The following is a 21,501-nucleotide window of genomic DNA, read 5'->3' as shown; positions in this document are numbered from 1 at the left end:
AAAAGGGGCCAACCGGGGTAGTAAAAATAACGCAGACAGGACTTTACATGAAAATCTTAGTCGTCGAAGACGAAGTAAAAACAGGGGACTATATAAAACAAGGCCTGATCGAGTCTGGCTTTGTGGTTGAGCTAGTTCGTACAGGCCTCGATGGTCATCACAAAGCAATGACCGGCGAATATGAATTATTAATCTTGGACGTCATGCTCCCTGATATCAATGGTTGGAAAATATTGTCATCGTTGCGTGAAGCTAATAATCATACACCTGTTCTTTTCCTTACGGCCCGCGACCACGTCAACGACCGGGTCAAAGGCCTAGAGCTCGGTGCAGATGATTACTTAGTGAAGCCATTTGCATTTGCAGAGTTGCTAGCAAGGGTGCGTACGCTTATACGCCGCGGCACGTCAGTTCCTAATAACACGATACATATAGCCGATTTAGAGCTTGATATCCCCTCACGTATTGCCACTCGCAACGGGCGAACGATCAACCTAACGACTAAGGAGTTTACCTTATTAGAGTTGATGGTAAGGCGGCAAGGTGAAGTGTTACCGCGTTCACTGATTGCCTCGCAAGTGTGGGATATGAATTTTGATAGCGACACCAATGTAATCGATGTCGCTATCCGTCGTCTTAGAGCAAAAATCGATGATGACTTCTCACCAAAGCTCATTCAAACTGTCCGTGGAATGGGTTATAAAATGTGTATTCATGAGAATTAAGAATATTTCGAAACGACCAAGCTCTCTCGCCTTTCGCGTTACGGTTCTCGTTGGGATTACAATCTTCGTGTGCTTGACGTTTATAAGTCTGATGGTGCAGCAATCTATAACCCAGCATTTTGCAGAGCAAGATGCTGATGAGCTCAATGAAGTATTTTTAGCCGTTAAACGGAAACTCCATGAGGCATTCCACGAAGGTGTTTCACCCTCTAGTATATTGTTCCAAGCTGTCTCGGGACATCATGGTGTCTACTATTTAGTTAAAAATGAGGCCGAAGAGATTATTTATAGTAGCGAAAACGTGGCCTTGGAAAAATATCCAGGAGATACTTTTGAAACTGAACATATTTTGCCATCGAATTTAAGCCTCTTTTTCGATGGCAAACATACATTACGAGCTACTGAGATCAAAATCCCCATTGATGGGGCCCAACATAAAACACAATACCAACTCATTGTTGCTTCAAATATGGAATTTCATATGGACTATATGGAGGCGTTTGAGAAAACACTTTGGAGCATCATTATATTATCCGGGGCTATTACTATATTGGTCGCTCGATTTGCCGTGTATCGTGGGCACTCTCCAATTAGACGTCTAAGTCGGAAAATTGGTTCAATTTCAGCGGATAAGTTGGATATTCGGTTGGATCCGAATGAAGTGCCTGTGGAGCTAGCCAATCTCGTTAAATCCTTTAATGCGATGATAGAAAGGCTTGAAAGTGGATTTGAGCAGTTGTCTCATTTTTCTGCTGACATAGCGCACGAGTTGAGAACCCCAATAACCAATCTTACAACGCAGACTCAAGTGATACTAAACATACCTCGTTCAACTGATGAATACATTGAAATTTTGTATTCAAATTTGGAAGAGTACGAGCGTATGACCAAAATGGTGAGTGACATGTTGTTACTGGCACAAACTGAACATGGATTAATTAAGCCGAAAGCTGAACTGATTGACAGTAGTAAAGAGATTGATGAGTTAGTTGAATATTTCGAGCTATTGGCTCACGAAAAGCATATACGCATAGAACGTACAGGTCAGAGCATGGAATTAATGTGCGATAAGTCAATGTTTCGGCAAGCATTTAGCAACTTGCTATCCAATGCTATACGGTATACTCCAGAGAATGCAATTGTGACTGTGTCAACGCAATCGCTGGATGGAGAAGCGCATATTTCTATTTCAAACCCAGGCAGTAGGATCCCAGAAGCTAAACTTTTACGCCTTTTCGATCGTTTCTATCGTGCAGACCCTTCTCGAAAACGTGATGGGCAAGGGGCTGGATTAGGGTTGACTATTGCTCGCTCAGTCCTTGAAGTCAATGGTGCTTGCATACGAGTAGAATCAAGCGAGTATGAAACGACGTTTACAGTCGTATTTACGTTGAATAGCTAACGTCTCAAATACACTGCCGAGTGAATTCCAAATGTCAGTATAAGAACAGCCATGAATACCAATAGGGACGTCATAGGGGATATTGGACCAGCGATTTCGGATCATTAACATGAGATCTAGTTTCGAAGTCAACAGTTATGCAGCCTACACAAATAGAAATGAAGTAAAAAATAAATTTATTAAAATAATGAAAGAGACGCTGAAGCGTGTCTAGTTTTTAGACTGCAGACACAAGGAGCCAATCTCCTGCTTTATTACTACTTGAAATCAGATTTACTTTCGAAGCGATGAAAAACGCGGATATATTTTAGTTTTGTACCCGCCATTATTAGTATATTCAGCATAATTTGATATTTGCTCAGAAAAAGGGGGGGATATGAGTGAATGGTTATCGAAAGAAGACAACGGCATTAAGTATCACGATCCAATAAAATGGAGCAAGGAAATTAATATAAGTCTCGAAAAAATAGACTGCGCGCATGGACTTGCAGAATATATTCTCATAAATAGTAATCGTTCAACTTCTAACTCTCCTACGTGAGAACAATGATAATACTGGGTTGCATCGGTACGTAAAATGCCCAATGCAGAAAAAGGTAAGTCAAAGTTGGTGTGATTGACTGGCAAGCCTGTTAAAGATGCAGAAGCAACCGTTACTCCATGATAAGAACGCTCGCGGACAATTATTTTGTACTTTTGCGGCTTTCCAATTGCGTTGAAATAATAACGCAGTAATTTTATATTGGTGTCATTCGCATCACTTCCCGAATTCCCAAAAAATACTTTAGCGTCTTTTGTCGGCACCATATCACTGATTTTTTCAGCTAAATCAATTCCTACCTGATGAGTCTTGCCACCAAACATATGCGAGTAAGACAATTTACTCAATTGTTGGCTTGCCGCATCAATCAATTCTTGATTGTTATAACCTAGCGAAGTGCACCACAAGCCTGACATGGCTTCTAAATATTTTTTGCCCTTATTGTCAAATAACATACACAACATCACCTTTCTCAATAACAAGATTAGGCTGGCTTTTTAGATTACTGGCTGGATAAATAATACTGGTCATAATGTACTCAAGTTTAGCTCATAGCATTGAATGATGTGGTTAGCACATGTTGTCATGAATTTAATTTAGAACACTATTAAAACTCAATGATATGAGGGAAACATACTCTTTGTGGAGGGTGTTGATTTTAGGAGCTTTTGTTATCAGTTTGAATATCAAACCTGACAAGGAAATATATAATTCCTTGCCAGCATATAATCAAGTTAGTTAATAGCCGTTTACAAATTCTCTTCTGCAAATTCAGCCAATCGGCTTCGAACGACACCGTCTAGATTGATGGTTGCACTGCCTGAAAAGTTTTTGAATTTCTCAACTAAATAGGTTAAACCTGACGTGACGGCAGACAGATAATTGCTGTCAATCTGCGCTAAGTTTCCGCCGCAAATTAATTTAGTACCTTCTCCACATCGAGTAATAATCGTTTTAAGTTGAGATGCTGTTAAATTCTGGGATTCATCCAAAATCACGATGGCGTTTTGAATACTACGTCCACGCATAAAGTTCACCGATTTGAACTGAATATTGGCTTTTTCCATGATGTAATTCATTGAGCCTTTAACGTTCTCATCATTTTTATGCAGCACTTCTAATGAATCGGTAATTGCCGCCAACCAAGGTGCCATTTTTTCTTCTTCGGTGCCCGGTAAAAAACCGATAGATTCAGCTATCTCAGGTGTACTACGCGTAACAATGATCTTATCGTACATATTCTTTTCGATAACCATTTCTAACGCTGCAGCCAATGCCAGCAGGGTTTTACCACTACCTGCAGGGCCAGTTAAAATAACCAAATCGATATGTGGATCGAGTAATGCGTGAAACGCCATGGCCTGACCGATGTTCTTGGGCGAGATACCCCAAGCATTGCGTCCCATTAGTCGATCGTAGCCTAAATCGAGCACTTCCAAAGTATCTTCGGTAATATTCTCAACCAAACCGGCAAATTGCTCTTCGTCATCGATTAAAAATTCATTGATATAAGCTTCGGGTAGCGCTTTTTTATCAATGGTATGAATGGTATCTCTACCTTCGGTTCGGCTATCAACGGTTTTAACACATTGCCAAAAATCACCATTGAACGTGTGGTACCCCTTAGAAAGGTATTTTATATCGCTAATTAATTGGTCAGTTCTGTAGTCTTCAACGTGAGCCAGCCCTGCCCCTTTGGCTTTCAAGCGCATATTGATATCTTTGGTCACCAATACAACTTGCCGAGGCAATTTAATTTTTTGCAGATAAAGGGCAGCATTGATAATGCGGTTATCGTTTTCGTTACTGGTAAACGCCTGCTGCTCGAAAGGCATTCCATGGTCTGCGAAAATGGATAACATTCCTGTCGGTGCGGCTTCTCCTGAGCCTAACCCAGACATTGCTACCCCTTCAATCATTTGCTCAGGCGTCGCTTCGTGCAATAGGTCTTCCATTGCGCGAATAGACACTCTGGCATCTCGGGCGACGTCTTTTTTGCTGTCTTTGATATAATCCAGTTCTTCGAGAACTGTCATAGGTACAACAACGTCATGTTCTTTGAAAGAGAGGAAAGCAAGAGGTTCATGTAAGAGGATGTTGGTGTCTAGCACATAAAGCTTGGTATTTATCTCGGGTTTTTCTGGCATTCGCGACTCCGTTTTACTGCCCACATAGAAAATAATAAATGCGTTTTTAGACTAAATCCATTCTTACCTTAAACCACTTTTTCTGCACTTTCACCAACTTTTATTAAAGACTTTTGTGGTTAAAAAAAACGGCTTATACATCAAAGTCTTGTTAATCTGAAAGAGTTTAAAAATGACGACAACGAATCATATAAATACTGATTTACGCTACTCGTACTGCAATTAAGATTCAGAATAAATCGCCATGATTTGTTGTAAACGCTGCTGATTTTTTGGCAACCTCAACACCTGATTAAGCTGCTTAATTAGCTTCAGGTTTTCTTCCGATGGATATAACGCTAAATAAAACGGTGTTGACGGGAGACACCCAGCGTTTCTAATCTCAGATACATCAAGATCATGATGGCGAGCAGCCCAGTTATAAACTGCATCATCTTCAATGATTATGTCCACACGGCTTTTTCGCAAAAAATCGATTAACCGCTGAGTTCCTGCAGAACCAGAAATTGCAATGACACCTGGAGTTTGACGTAAAAAGGTATCTACCGGCTCCCCATATCCATAATCTTGGATAACCGCGAGTTTAAGGTTTCCCAAAACGATAGGATTGGTATATCGCCAATTAGTGTTTCGTTTGGTAAAAAAACACATTTGGTAATAGCTAACCGGAATATCAGTAAAGGTTAAACTAGGCGCTTCTTGGTAAGTCGCGGTGAGTAGTCCGTCAACCTGACCATGTTTAGCCAATAGAATTGCCCGGGACCAAGGATAATATTCTATATTAAGTTCAACACTTAGCTCTTTCAAAAGTGATTGTATATATACGCCGATAGTGCCATGGCGAAATTCACCGTCACCACACGTATAGGGGCACCAATGGGTTGTTGCTAATGTCAGTTGCGACTTTTGTTGGGCGTAGGATAACGAACTACAAAAAAGCATTAAAAAAAGACAAAATGTCGCTTTTTTCAACTTTAACCTACCCATTTATAATCACATTCGATTAGTTACAAGGTAAAACAAATTAGTCCACAGCACAAATTTCTGCATGTTTTTGCAGCTCTTTCGTTACGTCGGCTTTTCCGAATTGAGTTCCTATTTCAGATAACACACTGCAAACAGGTAGGATAAAAGATATAATCGTAATCTTTATAAATTTTCGGCGAAAGCCCTTATGTCGTGAAGTGGCTGATTTAGAAAATGTGTCTAAACAGTAGACCAATTCCGCTAACGAGATTTCTACTATGATACAAACACACAACTTTGCTTTAGGGCAACGTTGGCTTAGCAACACTGAATCTGAGCTTGGCCTTGGCACTATTATCGCAGTTAACAATAGAACCGTTGAAATACTTTTCCCGGCCATTGGTGAGACTCGCACTTATGCACCGGCTTCAGCGCCATTAACCAGAATCACCTTTGAGATCGGGGATAAAGTAACCAGCCATGAAAACTGGCAGTTAACAGTAGAAAAAATCACTGACAGCGCAGGCATGTTGACGTATCACGGAAAACGCATAGATAACGGGCAACTCATTGATTTAAAAGAAACCTTTGTCGATCATCATTTTCAGTTAAATCAACCACAAAAAAGACTATTGGCTGGGCAGGTAGATGAACCCAAATGGTTTGATATCCGCGAAAAATGTATCCGCCATCAATTTCAACATGCCACCTCTGACGTACTGGGATTTGTGGGTGCACGGGTGGATATTATTCCTCATCAATTGCATATTGCTTCAGAAGTGGGACGTCGTCACGCACCTCGCGTGTTGTTGGCCGATGAGGTCGGCTTAGGTAAAACCATAGAAGCGGCATTGATTATTCATCAACAGCTATTAACTGGACGCGCCCAGCGGGTACTGATTGTCGTGCCCAACAGTCTAGTTCACCAATGGCTGGTAGAAATGTTGCGTCGCGTTAATCTCGCCTTTTCCATTTTTGATGAAGAGCGTTGTCAAGCAATGGCAGAAGAAGCGGGGAATCCCTTCGAAGCAGAGCAACTAGTGCTATGTAGCCTTGATTTTCTTACCCACAACAGTCGTTATTTTCAACAAGTGTGTGAAGCGCCCTGGGACCTAATGGTAGTAGACGAAGCGCACCATTTGGTTTGGTCTGAAGGCCAACCATCACAAGAATATGAGGTCATAGAACAACTGGCCAAGGTCACTAAAGGCGTATTATTGTTAACGGCAACACCCGACCAATTGGGCCATGAGAGCCATTTTGCACGACTGCGGATACTCGACCCTGCTCGCTTTCATAGTTACCCTGAGTTTATTCACGAAGAACAGCAATATAGCAACTTGGCAAACGCTATCGAGCCTTTATTGAATCATGAGAAAGTCGATGTAGACGAAAAAGCAATTGAGGCTATACAAGCGTTTGCAGGCGAAGATTTGATATCCGATATGGATCTGGCCAGCGAGCAAAATAGGAATAAATTGATTCATCAATTGCTTGATAGACACGGCACAGGTCGAGTTTTATTCAGAAACTCGCGCTCAGGGGTAAGTGGGTTTCCTGCTCGTGAATTGTTGTCCTATCCATTGCAAATGCCAGAAGAGTATGAGGAGTTTCTAGAAACTGAACTAGAACCAAGTCGACTGCTCAGCCCGGAACGTATTCCCGAAATGGTAGATATTTGGACTGACATTGACCCAAGAGTAGATTGGTTTATTGATCATTTACAGCAATTGCGTGGCGAAAAAGTACTTACTATTTGCGCAAAAGCCTCGACCGCGTTGATGCTCTCTGAAGCGCTGCGTCGAAAATCCGGTATTAGAGCTGGCGTTTTCCACGAAGGCTTGAGTATCGTGGAACGAGATCGCATTGCTAACTACTTTGCGCAATCTGAAGAGGGTGCGCAAGTACTGATTTGTAGTGAAATTGGCAGTGAAGGTCGTAATTTCCAATTCGCTCACCACTTAGTTTTATTTGATTTACCCCAAGTGCCCGATTTACTAGAACAGCGAATTGGTCGACTTGATCGCATCGGCCAAAAGCACGATGTTAAAATTCACGCTCCCTTTTTCGTTAACTCAGCACAACATGTAATGTTGGATTGGTATCATGATGGCTTAAATGCGTTTGAATTAACCTGTCCTGCCGGAACCAGCGTGTATGAAGAAGTAGAGGAGATGTTACTCAACTCTATCCAAAATCCCCACGATGAAATTGCCAAACGCAAACTCATAGATGACACGCAAGCTATATACGCCCAATTAAAAAGCAAACTTGAACAGGGCAGAGACAAACTATTGGAGATAAATTCATCAGGTAAAGGGAAAATTCATCAGCTGATTGAAAATATCGATAATTCTGATAATTCGCCGAAGCTTGAACGTTTTATGACTCAGCTTTTTGATACCATCGGGGTTTTACAAGAAGAGAAAGACGACAACTGCTATTTACTTAAGCAAACAGAATCGATGCACACTCAGTTGCCGGGATTGGAAGAAGAAGGAATGACGATTACCTATGAACGTCAAACTGCCACCCAACTAGAACATGTGCATTTTTTCAGTTGGGATCATCCTATGGTTCAACACGCGATGGATACAGTCACCACTGATGTGCATGGTAAAAGTGTGATAGGCATGAACAGAGATAAATCTCTGCCTCCTGGGTATTTTTGGCTTGAATGTTTGTTTGTATTGTCTACAAAAGCTGAAAAACACCTACAAATTAATCGCTATATGCCTGCAACACCTATCAAGGTCACCGTAGATCCAAAAGGCCAGCAAGTCGATAAGGTGTTCAATATGTTAGACGCGGTTAATCCTAAAATGTCGTCACAACTCATTAGCGCACTGCAATCAAAAATTGAAAGTGGTATTGAGCAGGCCAGTGATATCGCCGCAAAACTAGCAAACCAAATTAAGACGCAATGCATAGAAGCTATGCAGAGCAACTTGCAAGATGAGCTCAGTCGTTTGCACGAACTAAGTTTAGTGAATAAGTCGATACGTCAGGAAGAATTAGACTTTATTCGCAATCAATTAGAGGCCTTGGGCAACGCATTAGCGCGAGCAGAAGTGCATTTAGAAGCAGTTCGGTTAGTGGTAAATAACCATTAATTCGAGATAGTAGGTCCAATTAAACATGGCAATCTTAAATTACGCCCCTAGTCTTTATCCGTATTTTGATATCTTATATCAAGATGAAGACTTATTGGTGTTAAATAAATCCAGCGGGCTTCTAACGGTGCCCGGTAAAGCCCTTGAGCACAAAGATAGTTTGCAGCTTCGAGTGCAACGCGCTTTCCCCACCGCGACAATTGTGCATCGCTTAGACATGGCCACATCAGGATTAATAGTGCTGGCATTGAATATGGACAGCCACCGTAAGATATCCAAATCATTTGAATTACGTCAAACGGCTAAAACCTACATTGCAAGAGTGCATGGGAAATTGAAAGACCCCCAAGGCAGTATTGATTTACCACTTATTTGTGACTGGCCAAACCGACCAAAACAAATGGTAGATTTTGAGCGGGGGAAAAAAGCTCTGACCCATTGGAAATGCCTTGCCAGTGACGAGCATGAATCTTTAGTTGAGCTTACCCCTGTTACTGGGCGTTCTCATCAACTTAGGGTGCATATGTTAAGTTTAGGGCATCCGATTTTAGGCGATAGACTTTACGCACATCATGATGCACTTGTAGCGGCAAATCGATTGCAATTACATGCTCAGTTACTAAAATTCAATCATCCGCAGACTAATCAGCCTAAAACATTCACATGTCCTGCACCCTTTTCATTTAAGTCTGAGGGTAGTTAAGCCGATAACGCCTGTAGATGCTGCTTTTGAGTAATTATGTTTGGTGGATAAAATAGTGCGGGTCAAAAAGTTGATTCTGGTCATGTTTATGGTCAGCTTTTCTGTGCACGCAATACAATCCCCAGAGCAAGCACTTCTAGATATCCAACACAGTCAGTTTGAAGATCAGTATGAGATATTACTAGTTGGCGATAAACAAATCCCCATTGTCATTCAAGAATCAAACACAGCTCTTACTCGTGGTGTAGCAGTGTTGGTGGGCGAGTCAGGCAAAAACCCATTTAGTGAACATAGTATTGGTTCGCTCTCAAATTCACTGAATAATGTTGGTTGGGTAACAATGGTTATGCCCGCTCCTATCAGTGGCTTTTGGCCCGAAGCAGAGAATAACGCAGTGCCGAATCAACAAGCGGATCCTTCTACGCAGCCACCTGACGCTACTGCCAATCAAACCAATCAGAATATTTTAAGTCATTCTGCGCTTAGCCAAATAGAAGAAGTGGACTTCGAGCAACATGAACAACAAATCATTCAACAGATGCAAGCTATCACAGAAAAGACCAATCAATACTCAGGTTTTTTCTTAGTTATTTCTCAAGGTACCAGCGCTGCGTGGCTCACTAAAATATACGCTGAAAACAAACTCAATTCACCCGATGGTATGGTTTCAGTCAGTCCACAATGGCCTGATCGTAATTACAATCAACAAATACCTAAATGGGTGTCGCAAACACAAATGCCGTACCTTGATATCTACACTAGCTGGGATACTCCATGGGCGGCAACCACCGCAGCGCAACGGAAAATACAATCCATCAAATCATTGAAGCTTATGTATCGGCAAAGAGAACTGCTTGGGCAATCAATGGACAGTCAACAGTCTGCTCGTTTGGGCAAAGAAATCTATGGTTGGTTAACCCATATGGGTTGGTAAATAAACCATCTACAATCAACTTTTCATATTGAGCGGCGAATTTTATGTATTTTATTTTAGGCAAACTATTTTTCCGCGCTAATAATTTTCTACATTTTTAAAATTATTAATCTCTCTATAAATCAATTGGATGATAGTTTTGGTGCGGAATAGTCCAAACCTATATCAAGCCATTTAAGCATTTTTTAATTAGTCGAGTTATTTTCGCGGTTTGGTATTCGATAAATTTGCAGACTATACTTCTTGATATATGACGAAACGGAGTAACTCAAAATAGCCGTGAACATAGAGAATTTTATAAACAGTAAGGCGAGTCAACTAGCGTTTTTTGTTAGGGGATATTGGTCCTATAAAATACCTTATATTGAAATAGACCTATATTTTTGGGATACCCTAGAGGAGTGGGCGCAGGTTAAAAAACGTGTAGATGAGCCTTATTCACAAAAAGAGCGTGTATTCTGGCACTTATTACACCAGCTACATTTCTGGCCTGAACAAAAGCTATTGCACGACCAATACTTGCGTTCGGAGTTAGAAACTTGCCTGAACTATTTAGAAGGTGAAGGACAATACCCGTTGGATTGTATTGGCATCCGACCTTAACCGAGCGTTATTCGGCAATTGTTTCTTCTACGGCTGTTTTTTGTGAGTTCCACGGCGCTATTTTGAACAGCATTAGCATTCCTGGTATTGCACAAGCGAAACAAATTAAGAAAAACTGAGTATATCCAACGGCTTCAATAATATAACCAGTACCCGCACTAATAAAAGTACGCGGCACAGCCGCTAAGCTCGATAACAAGGCAAATTGCGTTGCAGTAAATAAACGGCTTGTAGATTTGGCCATAAAAGCAATCAACGCCACAGAGCCTAGCCCCACGCCAAAATATTCAAACCCACTAGCCACGGCTAACATCAAATAGTTGTAACCAACAATCGATAGCGCCACATAACCTAAAATAGAGACTATTTGAAAGACGCCAAATATCCACAGACTCTTATTGATGCCCAGCTTAATCATTACCACGCCACCAAGAATCGTACCTACTGTTGCCCCTATGGTTTTTGAGATCTTAGCCACGGTTCCAACCTCTACGGTGGAAAAGCCCATGTCGAGGAAAAAAGGCGTTTCTAACGCGGTGGCCATACTATCCCCTAATTTATAGAAAATAATAAACAACAGAATCCATACTGCACTTTGCCAACCATCTCGATCAAAAAACTCTTTAAAAGGATCAATCACTGCCGATTTTAAAGTGTGCGGTACTTCGCTCGGTTTAGAAGATTCACTCATTAATAAAGTGGTTACAATCCCCACCAGCATAAAGGCGGCAATACTAAGGTGAGCTACAGACCAAGGATAAAAACCAACCAGAATAAGACCTAAAGAGCCAGGTACAAAAGAGGCTATACGATAAGCTTGAGCATAAAAACCATTACCAGCGCCAAGTTCGTCATCAGGTAAAATCTCCCGACGAGCAGCATCAATTACAATATCTTGAGTGGCGCTTAAAAATGCGATTATCGCCACCGTCCAAATGATCTTGGTAAGATTTGTGGTCGGATCATACAAAGCCAATGAAGCTATGGCTAACAGCAACCCCAGTTGCGTAATCAGCATCCACCCTCTGCGTCGGCCTAAAAATGGAGGGACAAACCGGTCAACAAGGGGCGACCAAATGAACTTCCAAGTATAAGGAAAAAGTACAAGGTTAATTAATCCAATGGTTGACAAATCGACATCAAAAGATCGCAGCCAAGCAGGAATAAACTGAATTAGCAGGTAGAGCGGTAAACCAGAAGAGAAGCCAGTACAAATGCATATCAGCATGCGCTTGTTAAACAATGCTTGATATAAAGTTTTAGGGGGAGTTGATCCTACTGTCAAAATTTACTGACCTTATTTCTACCAGCTTTTTTAGAGGTATATAAAGCTTGGTCAGCTTTTTCTAACCACCCCATATGATCTATGTAGCTACTATCAAACTCTGCTACCCCGACACTAACAGTAAACGGAATGTCGATACCTTCATAAACTGGCAAAAGTTTTTCACAATTTTCGCGAATACGTTCAGCAACAATTAACGAATTTTCTGCATTAGTTTCCGGTAACAACACCGCAAATTCTTCACCACCATACCTACCAGCTACGTCGGTCTCTCGAATAGACTGCATCACCACTGATGCTAAGGTTTTGATTATGTAATCCCCAGCTGGGTGGCCGTGGGTATCATTGACTTTCTTAAAGTGGTCGATATCAAGCATCAATACTGAGGCGGGAGAGCCATTACGCAAAATTCGCTTATGTTCTAAAGCAAACTTCTCTTCCCAATAGCGGCGATTAAACACGCCAGTTAAACCGTCAACGCGACTAATTTGTTTCAATTGTTGATTTAGCGATTCAATGCCTTTTTTGTTTAACGCCTCATCTGTTACATCATAAACAACGATACAAATTTGCTCGACGACACCTTCCAATGAAGTCAAAGGAAACAGTGTGACATTTTGATACATGAAGTCTGAAGCAGAAGTGATAGGGCGACTGGTATCAAACTTGAACAAGTAAGGTCGCTGTTCCCAAATGATAAATGCTGGACTTTTCAGGTTTAATACTGGTTCAGTTTTAACTAAAAACCATTCTTTATCGATTTCAGGGAAAAACTCAAACAGATTTTTATACTTAATCTGACTGGGTAAGATACCACTATTATTTTCCATGAACTGATTCCAAACCAATACGTTGAAATCCCTGTCCAATACGGTTATGCCAACTTCTATGGAACCTAATAGATCAAATTGCCAATGCAAAGCATTTATATCTGAAAAGTCATCACTCATTTACGTTTATCCACCCTCTACTAGTTTCTCGTACATAAGATCAATTGATTTATCTGGAAATAGTAAGAGTAAGTCAAAGTTTATCGATTTAGTTTTTATCGCGTAAGCAATCTCAATGGCTAGAACTTGGTTCCACCTTGAAACATTATTCTCTAATAGTTCTTCCAAACCACAATGTTGCCCCAAAATAATCGGGTGGTTGTGCGTGAATTTTACATTTAGTTGGTCTGATAGTGCAGTTAAACAAGCGCTTACTAAGATGTTTGTTACATCCATCAACGCTTCTAATTCCAATGATTCGTCGAGTTTGGCTTGCTTATAATTTAATAGCTTTACCATATTAATGAAATTTGAATCATTAAATATCAGTATGGCCTCTCCATTTATACCCGCACTGATAAACCCTTGGGAAATGGCCGACACACTGTCATTGTGACTTATTTCAGCCATTGCCATGTGCAATTCAGTGGTTTCAATAAGGTTTACATTTGGAATAGGCAAATCAATAAATTCATTGAGTAATTTCGCTAACTTCTCACCGGCTTGTCCCATCGCCACATTCGCCATTTCTCGATAGGCATCTAGTTTTTCAGCCAAAGGTACTTTTGTTATCGAAGGAGCTGCAAAGGCAGTTTTTGAAACTGGGTTTGAAGTTGAGCTGTGTGGTGTGGAAGTATCCACTGAATCCGTCTGGCTAGCCGAAGGTACGCCAGTATAAATACCGTACTGCGCCAAAATTGTGGTGAGCTTTTCATTGTCTACAGGTTTTCTGATGAAATCTAACGCTCCCATCTGCATCATCCGCACACGAGCTTGCGATTGCACATCGCCAGAAACGACAATGACCATAGTTGGCAGATCTTGCTCTTTTATTATCTGCATGGTTTGATAACCATCCATCACAGGCATATTGAGATCTAAAAACATCACATCAGCTTTACCTAGCTTGATCATCTCAATCGCTTGTTGACCATTTTCAGCGAAACTGATTTCAACTTCCCAACCATCAGGTATAGAACGCGCCATCTGTTTACGAGCAAATCCTGAATCGTCGCAGATAAGTACTTTAGTAGACATACAAATCACTCATTAAATGGCAACTGGCGCTTTAATATGCGGATGTGATTGATAATCCACGAGCTCAAAGTCATCAATAGTAAATTCGAATAAATCTTTAATCTTAGGATTAAGTCGCATAGTAGGTAAAGGATAAGGGTCGCGACTTAACTGCAATTTAGTTTGCTCCAAATGATTGGTGTACAAATGCGCATCTCCGAAGGTATGGATAAAATCACCTAATTCTAAATCGCATACCTGTGCAACCATCATAGTCAACAATGCGTAACTGGCAATATTAAAAGGTACACCTAAAAATATATCGCCACTGCGTTGGTATAACTGACAAGATAGTTTGTTATCAATTACATAAAACTGGAACATAGTATGGCATGGAGGTAATGCCTGTTTGCCTTGTTTCGCATTTTCTTTTGGAGACAAGCTGCTATCCGGCAATACGGTTGGGTTCCAAGCACTCAAAAGTAAACGGCGAGAATCTGGATTGGTTTTAATTTGGTTTAATAAGTCGCTTAGCTGATCTACCACCTCGCCATTCGTGCCTTGCCAACTGCGCCACTGTTTACCGTAAACAGGGCCAAGTTCGCCGTCTTCTGTTGCCCACTCATCCCAAATACTGACATTATTTTCTTGTAAATAGGCGATATTTGTTTCGCCTTTTATAAACCATAATAATTCATGAATGATCGAACGTAGGTGACATTTTTTAGTTGTTACTAAAGGGAAACCTTCGGCTAGATTAAAGCGCATCTGATAACCGAATATACTTAAGGTTCCAGTGCCCGTACGATCTTCTTTTTTACTGCCATTTTCCAACACGTGGCGCATGAGTGATAAATATTGTTGCATTTAAACTTTCTTACCTTGTTTTGAGTTAGCCGTTTTAGGTTGGTAAATACGATTCTGTTTGTATGCCCAAACAATCATTAATATACCAATGATTATCATCGGCATTGACAACATTTGACCTCGGCTGAAAAGCCCTAAGTACAAATCCAAATGACTGTCCCACTGTCGGAAAAACTCTACGAAGAATCTAAAACTTCCATAACCTAGCAAAAATGTGCCACTGATGGCACCAATTGGACGCGGCTTTCTAGAATAAAACCACAATATGATAAATAACAACACCCCTTCAAGCGCAAATTCATAAAGTTGTGAAGGATGTCGAGGTTCACTACCCGCATTGGGGAAAATGATCGCCCAAGGAACGTCTGTGGTACGTCCCCAAAGCTCAGAGTTAATAAAGTTTCCTATGCGGCCTGCCCCCAGTCCAATTGGCACTAAAGGCGCGATAAAATCGCCAACCACTAAAAAGGGCACTTTTAAACGCCTAGCACTCAACCACAGTGCCGTTAATACACCAAGAAGACCACCATGAAATGACATCCCGCCTTCATTGATTCTAAATAAATACAAAGGATCGTCGAGAAACAATCCAAATTGATAGAACATTACGTAGCCGAGACGACCACCAATAATCACTCCTAAAAAGCCCCAGAATAACATATCGCTAAGTTGTTCTTTGCTCCACCCAGTGCGCTCTAGTCGGCGATTGGCCAGCCACCAAGCAGCAACAAAGCCGACTAAATACATCATTCCATACCATTTGGGGCTTAACACACCTAAATTGAATATAGCCGGATCAATTTCTGGGAGTGTGTAATAATTTTGCGACATAATTAAACTTATCCTAAAAACATTTGCAGACTAACGAACACCAAAAAAACTGCAAATATTTGTTTTAAACGTTGAGTATTTAAACGGTGACTAATTTTAGCCCCATATTGCGCGGTAAAAACAGACATAATAACTATGCCCAGAACCGCAGGTAAATAAACGTAACCAAATGACATAGCCGGCAGGCCTTGCGTATTCCAACCGGCAATGACAAAACTAATCGAACCGAATATAGCAATCACTATTCCACTAAATGCGGCGCACCCAATTGCTTGTTTTATATCAACTCTAAACCACAGTAGCGCTGGCACCATGATTGCGCCACCACCAATGCCCATAAAAGATGAAATAATACCGGTTATCAAACCAATCAAAACCAATCCAGGTTTCGACACTTTCGATTCTGTACGTTTCGGTTTTATAAACGTCATTTGAAACGCGATAAATAAAACCAACGTTGCGAAAATGAGTTTAAGGCTTTCTACCGATATACTTACCGCTATTTGTGGGCCAACAAGTGCGCCGAGGATAATACCAAGTGCACACCAGATAACAATCTTAGCGTTGATATGACGTAATTTAAAATGCGAAAATGCTGATGATAACCCGGTCAGAATGATCGTAGCCAAAGAAGTCGCGATGGCCATTGGCATTGCGAGTGTCAATGGAATTCCCAAAAGCTGTTCAAACACATAGATAAGTACAGGCACGATAATTAAACCGCCGCCTATGCCTAGCAGCCCTGCTAATAATCCAACTACGGCACCAAGCAACATGAAGAGCACAAAATATATCTGAATATCGACCAACTAGATGCCTGCTCGAACTAACCCACCTAGGCCAACTGAGTCGAGGTACTGATTAACCTGCTCACGAACTTGCTTAGGATCGTCACAACTAAGCACCTCTTTCAACAATACTCTAGCTTGAGCAACGGTAACACTGCGTATAACCCATTTAATTTTCAATAAATTATGGCTGTTCATACTGAATTTGTTGTAGCCCATAGCCAACAACAAAATTATTCCACCGGGCTCACCGGCCAACTCACCACAAACAGTGATCGGGGTTTCATGTAAGTTAGCGTCCGCGACTAAACTGTTCAGTGCTGCCAACACAGCAGGGTGATAACTATCATATAAGCCAGAAACTCGCGCATTGTTGCGGTCAACAGCAAGCAAATATTGAGTTAAATCATTGCTACCCACAGAGAAAAAATCGACTTTTTTGGCGAGTTGAGGAATTTGGTAAATGACCGCAGGCACTTCTAACATGACGCCTATTTTGGGCATTTCTAGAATTTTTCCTGTTCCTGAAATTTCTTCAGAAACTTCGTGGAACGCCTGCTTAATTAAACGTTTAGATTCACTCACCTCAGACACAGACGTCACCATAGGTAACATGATCTGCAAATTACCAATACCAATATTTGCCCGTAACATGGCGCGCACCTGCACAAGAAATATCTCAGGATGGTCGAGGGTAAGTCGAACACCACGCCATCCCAAAAACGGATTTTCTTCGTTGATTGGGAAATAAGGTAGCGGTTTATCGCCCCCCACATCCAAGGTACGCATAGTTATCGGTTTACTCGGCGCTGATTGCAGCATTTCCCGATACAAAGTCATTTGTTCTTTTTCGGATGGAAAACGCTCGCGCAACATAAATGGAACTTCAGTACGATATAAACCAACCCCTTCACCATAGGTAAAGTTGGTATTTTCCATTTCGGCTGATAAACCTGCATTGATGAATAAAGAAACCGGATAATCATCTAGTGTCACGCAGGGCAAATGCGCTTGTTCTAATATTCTGTCTGACAGTTCCTGCTCTTCATCGATGAGCATATTAAACTCACGCAGAACACTCTCAGAGGGCGAAACAATCACTTCACCTGAGTAGCCATCCACCAGCAATCTTTTACCGTCGAGTAACGATAAGGGTGCATCCGACAAACCCATTACTGCGGGTAAGCCCATTGCCCGAGCCAAAATAGCAGCGTGCGAGTTATTTGACCCTCTAACCGAAATAATGCCGCACAAATTAAAGGTTGAAAACTCAGCCAGCATTGGAGCTGTGACTTCTTCAGCCACTAGAATCGCATTTTCTTCTGGATCTAGCGGCCGCTGATCTGGACTTTCGCCGCCCAAAATATTCGCTAAGATGCGGTTTGAGAGATCTTCAATATCAACGGCACGCTCCTGCATGTAGGGGTCACTCATGCTGCGAAATTGTTGAATATAATTTTCAATAATATATTTTAACGAGCTTGCTGCATCCCAGCCTTTTTTGATACGCCCTTCAACTTCGTGTCCTAAGCTATTTGCGTCTAATAAATGGCTGTAAATTTGAAATATAGCTTGAACGTCACTGGGTACTTGCCCTTCAATACGCTTGGAAAGTACCTCTACTTGTCCGCGAGTCACATTTACCGCTTCCCGGTAGCGAGCTATTTCCTGTTCAATATTATTTGAGCGCTTTGCAACGTGACTAGCTAAACTCACTTTGAAATGAGGGACAAATCCAATTCCCATTCCCAAACCAGAAGAACCGGGCACACCAGATATTTTTCGTTGCCACCTATCGCGATTATTTTCATCAACAAATGACAAAAAGCCGCGGGTTTCTGCATGCACAATTTCTAATGCGATTTGAGTGGATAAAGTAACCAAGAACGCTTCTTCGTCTTCGCTAAAACGACGCTTCTTTTTTTGCTGGAGGGTTAATACACCTAAAACTTTACGCTGATGAATGATAGGTGTACCTAAGAACGCATGGTACTTTTCTTCTTTAACTTCTGGATAATGTTTGAAACGCGGATGTGATTGGGCATCGAGAATATTTAGCGGTTCTTCACGCTGACCAATCAAGCCGATTAAACCTTCTGAAAAACCAATTGCAACATTACCGACGGCGCTCGATTCAAGTCCATCTGTGGCCATTAACATAAAATGTTGTTTTTCGTAGTTTGCTAAATATACCGAACAAGAATCAACGCCAATAGCTTCTTTAATGCTACTCGTTAGGTGCGTCAGCGCCTCCTCAAGTACGGGGATTTTGCTGACTTCCTGAACTATCCGTTTTAAACTAGTTAGCATGAGTCTTTACGACTGTCTCCGACGGCGACGGTTGCGTTGAGGTTGCATATTTTTGACATACGCTGGCATCGCGAAAGATACAAATTCTTTCATTACACGGCGATATACGTCACGTTTAAACGAAACCACATTTCGAACAGGATACCAAAAACTGACCCACCGCCAGTCATCAAATTCAGGGTGACCTGAACTTAATACATCCACATCGGATTCTTTGCATTCCAACTGCAACAAAAACCATTTCTGTTTTTGTCCTATGCAAACTGGATTAGTTCCTTGCCTTACCAGTCTTTTGGGTAATTTGTATCTCACCCAATTTTTAGTGACTCCGAGTATTTTTACATGTTCTGGTTTTAACCCTACTTCCTCATTTAACTCACGATACATAGCCTGTTCAGCAGTTTCACCTTGATCTATTCCGCCTTGTGGAAACTGCCATGAATGTTGTCCATAGCGCTTTGCCCAAAATACTTGCCCCATCCTATTGCAAATCACTATACCGACATTCGCGCGGAATCCTTCGGCATCAATCACTTTGACTCCCGGGGGATTGATTTCTTTAATATTTTGCCATTCTTCCATAAACTAAGGGGCAAGCAAAGAAATATCATCTTCTAAGACATAAAGTCGAATGAATAGCATGCCAAACGAAGGTACACATTGATAACACCAGCTACATCACCTCCTAACACAATCGAACAGCTAACACTTCGAGCTCAAGCCTTAGCCGGTCTGACTTTAGGAGAATTAGCGCAAAACGCAAACATACGAATTCCGAGTAATTTTAAACGCGACAAAGGTTGGACTGGGCAGTTGTTAGAACTGTATTTAGGTGCAAACGCGGGATCTAACCCAGAACAGGATTTTCCGGAATTAGGGGTTGAATTAAAGACCTTACCCATTGATTCATCCGGGATGCCACTCGAAACAACCTATGTCTGTTTTGCCCACTTATTGAACGTGTCAGGTATCACTTGGGAATCTAGCAATGTTAGAAATAAGCTCAATTGTGTGCTTTGGATCCCAGTTGAAGGCAACCGTGAATTAAAACCTGCAGAACGTCGAATCGCCACGCCTGTTCTTTGGCAACCAACCGCACAGCAGCTAGCGACATTAAAACAGGATTGGGAGGAGTTAATGGACATGATTGTATTAGGAGAAGTTGAAAATATCACAGCAAAACACGGCCAAGCCTTGCAAATTCGACCTAAAGCGGCCGACGGTAAAGCACTAACCGACGCCATTGGAAAAGATGGAGAAAAAGTAAAAACACGACCCAGAGGATTTTATTTGCGCAAGCAGTTCACCCACCAAATATTACTTCAAGCATTCTATGATGAGGTGTAAAAAACACTATCAGATCTGTCAACATTTTTTACAACCGAATAAAAATCGTTCAAAAAACTATAAATAAGTACGAAATATCAACACCTTACGATATGGCACACTTAATGCTTTTATACTGACAGTGTATTTCGCAGTAGAAGTTTTTAAGGAAATAGTAGTCATGATTAAAAAAATAGTAACTGGTTTAGTATGTGCGTCATCAATATGTTTCACCACTGTTAGCTCAGCAAGCGTTATTGGTGTTTTTGGTGATTATTCCTCTAGTGTTAGTTCTTTAACTAATAGCCTTGTAAACATGGGGCATTCAGTAACCAATCTAGGTACTGACGCAACCCAAGACTTATCTTCATTTGATTCAGTTTGGGGCGTAAGTGCATTTAATGCTTTGGATGCGTCCGAGCAAAGTAACTTAGCCGGCTTCTTGTCTTCAGGTGGTGGGGTTTATTTAACAGGCGAACGTCCTTGCTGTGAAGTGCTCAATTCAAGCCTAACAACATTTGTTAACACCGTTGTGTTAGGCGGTGGTATTCAAGTAGGTGGCATTGGCGATCAAAACAGTTCAGCAACCATCAACCAAAGTGTAGTAGGTAATCTTGCCAGTGCGCCAAATACAATAACATCATGGTCACCTAATGCATCAGGCGGTATGACTGGTTTAGCTGCCGACAATATTTTTGCAACTAGTACATCTACTGGCAACGCGGTAGCAGCCGCTTGGGATATGAGCGATATGGTGGATGCAAGCGGTAGAATGGTACTGATGATGGATGTAAACTGGTTAGGCACACAATTGAATGTGTTAGAAAATATTGAAATATTTTTAGCCGGTGCAGAACAAGCTAACAACTCAAATGATATTCCAGAACCTGCGGGCATTTTATTGCTAAGTTTAGGTCTCGTAGGCTTGGCACTTAAACGCAGAAAAGCATAAAC

19 protein-coding genes are annotated in these 21,501 nt (G+C 41.3%); 8 read left to right on the top strand and 11 right to left on the bottom strand.

Features of this window, described 5'->3' with window-relative positions:
• Positions 1-47: 47 nt before the first annotated feature.
• Together GLIP_RS20400 and GLIP_RS20395 are read left to right on the top strand one after the other, a co-directional pair.
• Positions 48-725: a heavy metal response regulator transcription factor gene (locus tag GLIP_RS20400; RefSeq protein WP_008846619.1), complete on the top strand. Its 678-nt coding sequence runs from the start codon at positions 48-50 to the stop codon at positions 723-725.
• Complete coding sequence (locus GLIP_RS20395) at positions 715-2,127, top strand: heavy metal sensor histidine kinase (RefSeq protein ID WP_008846618.1); 1,413 nt, start codon at positions 715-717, stop codon at positions 2,125-2,127. The genes GLIP_RS20400 and GLIP_RS20395 overlap by 11 nt, the downstream gene beginning before the upstream one ends.
• 417 nt (positions 2,128-2,544) lie before the next feature.
• Here GLIP_RS20395 and GLIP_RS20390 read toward each other — a convergent pair whose 3' ends face one another.
• The 3 genes from GLIP_RS20390 to GLIP_RS20380 all read right to left on the bottom strand — a co-directional run bounded on the left by GLIP_RS20390 (position 2,545) and on the right by GLIP_RS20380 (position 5,802).
• Entirely contained in the window at positions 2,545-3,123 is a 579-nt protein-coding gene (locus GLIP_RS20390) for an aminotransferase class III-fold pyridoxal phosphate-dependent enzyme (RefSeq protein ID WP_008846617.1), read from the bottom strand.
• A gap of 294 nt (positions 3,124-3,417) precedes the next feature.
• Positions 3,418-4,815, bottom strand: coding sequence for a PhoH family protein (locus tag GLIP_RS20385; RefSeq protein WP_008846616.1), 1,398 nt, complete (start codon positions 4,813-4,815; stop codon positions 3,418-3,420).
• A gap of 222 nt (positions 4,816-5,037) precedes the next feature.
• A complete protein-coding gene (locus GLIP_RS20380) occupies positions 5,038-5,802 on the bottom strand; it encodes a substrate-binding periplasmic protein (RefSeq protein ID WP_008846615.1) in 765 nt (254 codons plus the stop codon).
• 257 nt (positions 5,803-6,059) lie between these two features.
• Between GLIP_RS20380 and rapA the strand changes: the two genes are divergently transcribed.
• From rapA to GLIP_RS20360, 4 genes are all read left to right on the top strand, one after another.
• The gene (rapA, locus tag GLIP_RS20375) at positions 6,060-8,894 is read left to right on the top strand and encodes an RNA polymerase-associated protein RapA (protein WP_008846614.1); all 2,835 of its coding nucleotides are present in this window, start codon (positions 6,060-6,062) and stop codon (positions 8,892-8,894) included.
• Positions 8,895-8,919: 25 nt separating this feature from the next.
• Complete coding sequence (locus tag GLIP_RS20370) at positions 8,920-9,597, top strand: pseudouridine synthase (RefSeq protein ID WP_008846613.1); 678 nt, start codon at positions 8,920-8,922, stop codon at positions 9,595-9,597.
• A 55-nt stretch (positions 9,598-9,652) separates the two neighbouring features.
• Positions 9,653-10,531, top strand: coding sequence for a DUF3530 family protein (locus GLIP_RS20365; RefSeq protein ID WP_008846612.1), 879 nt, complete (start codon positions 9,653-9,655; stop codon positions 10,529-10,531).
• A gap of 279 nt (positions 10,532-10,810) precedes the next feature.
• The gene (locus GLIP_RS20360) at positions 10,811-11,134 is read left to right on the top strand and encodes a hypothetical protein (RefSeq protein WP_008846611.1); all 324 of its coding nucleotides are present in this window, start codon (positions 10,811-10,813) and stop codon (positions 11,132-11,134) included.
• Between the two features lie 7 nt (positions 11,135-11,141).
• On the opposite strand, the gene GLIP_RS20355 is transcribed toward GLIP_RS20360, so the two are convergent.
• The 8 genes from GLIP_RS20355 to rppH are packed head-to-tail and all read right to left on the bottom strand — an operon-like array spanning position 11,142 to position 19,755.
• Positions 11,142-12,362 carry an AmpG family muropeptide MFS transporter gene (locus GLIP_RS20355; protein ID WP_052155042.1) on the bottom strand — a complete coding sequence of 407 codons (1,221 nt, stop codon included), beginning with the start codon at positions 12,360-12,362 and terminating at the stop codon, positions 11,142-11,144.
• 53 nt (positions 12,363-12,415) lie between these two features.
• A complete protein-coding gene (locus tag GLIP_RS20350; protein ID WP_008846609.1) occupies positions 12,416-13,369 on the bottom strand; it encodes a GGDEF domain-containing protein in 954 nt (317 codons plus the stop codon).
• Positions 13,370-13,375: 6 nt separating this feature from the next.
• Entirely contained in the window at positions 13,376-14,446 is a 1,071-nt protein-coding gene (locus tag GLIP_RS20345; protein ID WP_008846608.1) for a response regulator, read from the bottom strand.
• Positions 14,447-14,458: 12 nt separating this feature from the next.
• Positions 14,459-15,292, bottom strand: a complete 834-nt coding sequence (locus GLIP_RS20340) for a thymidylate synthase (RefSeq protein ID WP_008846607.1) — start codon at positions 15,290-15,292, stop codon at positions 14,459-14,461.
• Complete coding sequence (lgt, locus tag GLIP_RS20335; protein ID WP_008846606.1) at positions 15,293-16,123, bottom strand: prolipoprotein diacylglyceryl transferase; 831 nt, start codon at positions 16,121-16,123, stop codon at positions 15,293-15,295.
• Positions 16,124-16,131: 8 nt separating this feature from the next.
• Positions 16,132-16,899, bottom strand: a complete 768-nt coding sequence (locus tag GLIP_RS20330; RefSeq protein ID WP_008846605.1) for a sulfite exporter TauE/SafE family protein — start codon at positions 16,897-16,899, stop codon at positions 16,132-16,134.
• Positions 16,900-16,932: 33 nt separating this feature from the next.
• On the bottom strand, positions 16,933-19,221 hold the full coding sequence (ptsP, locus tag GLIP_RS20325; RefSeq protein WP_008846604.1) for a phosphoenolpyruvate--protein phosphotransferase: 2,289 nt from the start codon (positions 19,219-19,221) through the stop codon (positions 16,933-16,935).
• Positions 19,222-19,227: 6 nt separating this feature from the next.
• Positions 19,228-19,755, bottom strand: a complete 528-nt coding sequence (rppH, locus tag GLIP_RS20320; RefSeq protein WP_040523778.1) for an RNA pyrophosphohydrolase — start codon at positions 19,753-19,755, stop codon at positions 19,228-19,230.
• A 126-nt stretch (positions 19,756-19,881) separates the two neighbouring features.
• Between rppH and mutH the strand changes: the two genes are divergently transcribed.
• Together mutH and GLIP_RS20310 are read left to right on the top strand one after the other, a co-directional pair.
• Positions 19,882-20,568, top strand: a complete 687-nt coding sequence (mutH, locus tag GLIP_RS20315; RefSeq protein WP_008846602.1) for a DNA mismatch repair endonuclease MutH — start codon at positions 19,882-19,884, stop codon at positions 20,566-20,568.
• Positions 20,569-20,728: 160 nt separating this feature from the next.
• The gene (locus GLIP_RS20310) at positions 20,729-21,499 is read left to right on the top strand and encodes a PEP-CTERM sorting domain-containing protein (RefSeq protein WP_008846601.1); all 771 of its coding nucleotides are present in this window, start codon (positions 20,729-20,731) and stop codon (positions 21,497-21,499) included.
• Positions 21,500-21,501: the final 2 nt, after the last annotated feature.

The organism is Aliiglaciecola lipolytica E3, from assembly GCF_000314975.1.
In the GTDB taxonomy this organism is placed as follows: domain Bacteria; phylum Pseudomonadota; class Gammaproteobacteria; order Enterobacterales; family Alteromonadaceae; genus Aliiglaciecola; species Aliiglaciecola lipolytica.
The sequence above is the reverse complement of the archived record's forward strand: the minus strand, read 5'-3'. Positions and strand labels throughout refer to the sequence as shown.

Excerpts from the sequence above, each read along its gene's own strand:
- GLIP_RS20395 (WP_008846618.1), top strand. The coding sequence starts at position 715 with ATGAGAATTAAGAATATTTCGAAACGACCAAGCTCTCTCGCCTTTCGC.
- rapA (WP_008846614.1), top strand. The coding sequence starts at position 6,060 with ATGATACAAACACACAACTTTGCTTTAGGGCAACGTTGGCTTAGCAAC.
- GLIP_RS20310 (WP_008846601.1), top strand. The coding sequence starts at position 20,729 with ATGATTAAAAAAATAGTAACTGGTTTAGTATGTGCGTCATCAATATGT.
- ptsP (WP_008846604.1), bottom strand. The coding sequence starts at position 19,221 with ATGCTAACTAGTTTAAAACGGATAGTTCAGGAAGTCAGCAAAATCCCC.
- GLIP_RS20355 (WP_052155042.1), bottom strand. The coding sequence starts at position 12,362 with ATGCTGATATGCATTTGTACTGGCTTCTCTTCTGGTTTACCGCTCTAC.
- lgt (WP_008846606.1), bottom strand. The coding sequence starts at position 16,123 with ATGTCGCAAAATTATTACACACTCCCAGAAATTGATCCGGCTATATTC.
- GLIP_RS20390 (WP_008846617.1), bottom strand. The coding sequence starts at position 3,123 with ATGTTATTTGACAATAAGGGCAAAAAATATTTAGAAGCCATGTCAGGC.
- GLIP_RS20370 (WP_008846613.1), top strand. The coding sequence starts at position 8,920 with ATGGCAATCTTAAATTACGCCCCTAGTCTTTATCCGTATTTTGATATC.
- GLIP_RS20380 (WP_008846615.1), bottom strand. The coding sequence starts at position 5,802 with ATGGGTAGGTTAAAGTTGAAAAAAGCGACATTTTGTCTTTTTTTAATG.
- GLIP_RS20330 (WP_008846605.1), bottom strand. The coding sequence starts at position 16,899 with ATGTTGCTTGGTGCCGTAGTTGGATTATTAGCAGGGCTGCTAGGCATA.
- GLIP_RS20400 (WP_008846619.1), top strand. The coding sequence starts at position 48 with ATGAAAATCTTAGTCGTCGAAGACGAAGTAAAAACAGGGGACTATATA.
- GLIP_RS20385 (WP_008846616.1), bottom strand. The coding sequence starts at position 4,815 with ATGCCAGAAAAACCCGAGATAAATACCAAGCTTTATGTGCTAGACACC.
- GLIP_RS20350 (WP_008846609.1), bottom strand. The coding sequence starts at position 13,369 with ATGAGTGATGACTTTTCAGATATAAATGCTTTGCATTGGCAATTTGAT.
- GLIP_RS20340 (WP_008846607.1), bottom strand. The coding sequence starts at position 15,292 with ATGCAACAATATTTATCACTCATGCGCCACGTGTTGGAAAATGGCAGT.
- GLIP_RS20345 (WP_008846608.1), bottom strand. The coding sequence starts at position 14,446 with ATGTCTACTAAAGTACTTATCTGCGACGATTCAGGATTTGCTCGTAAA.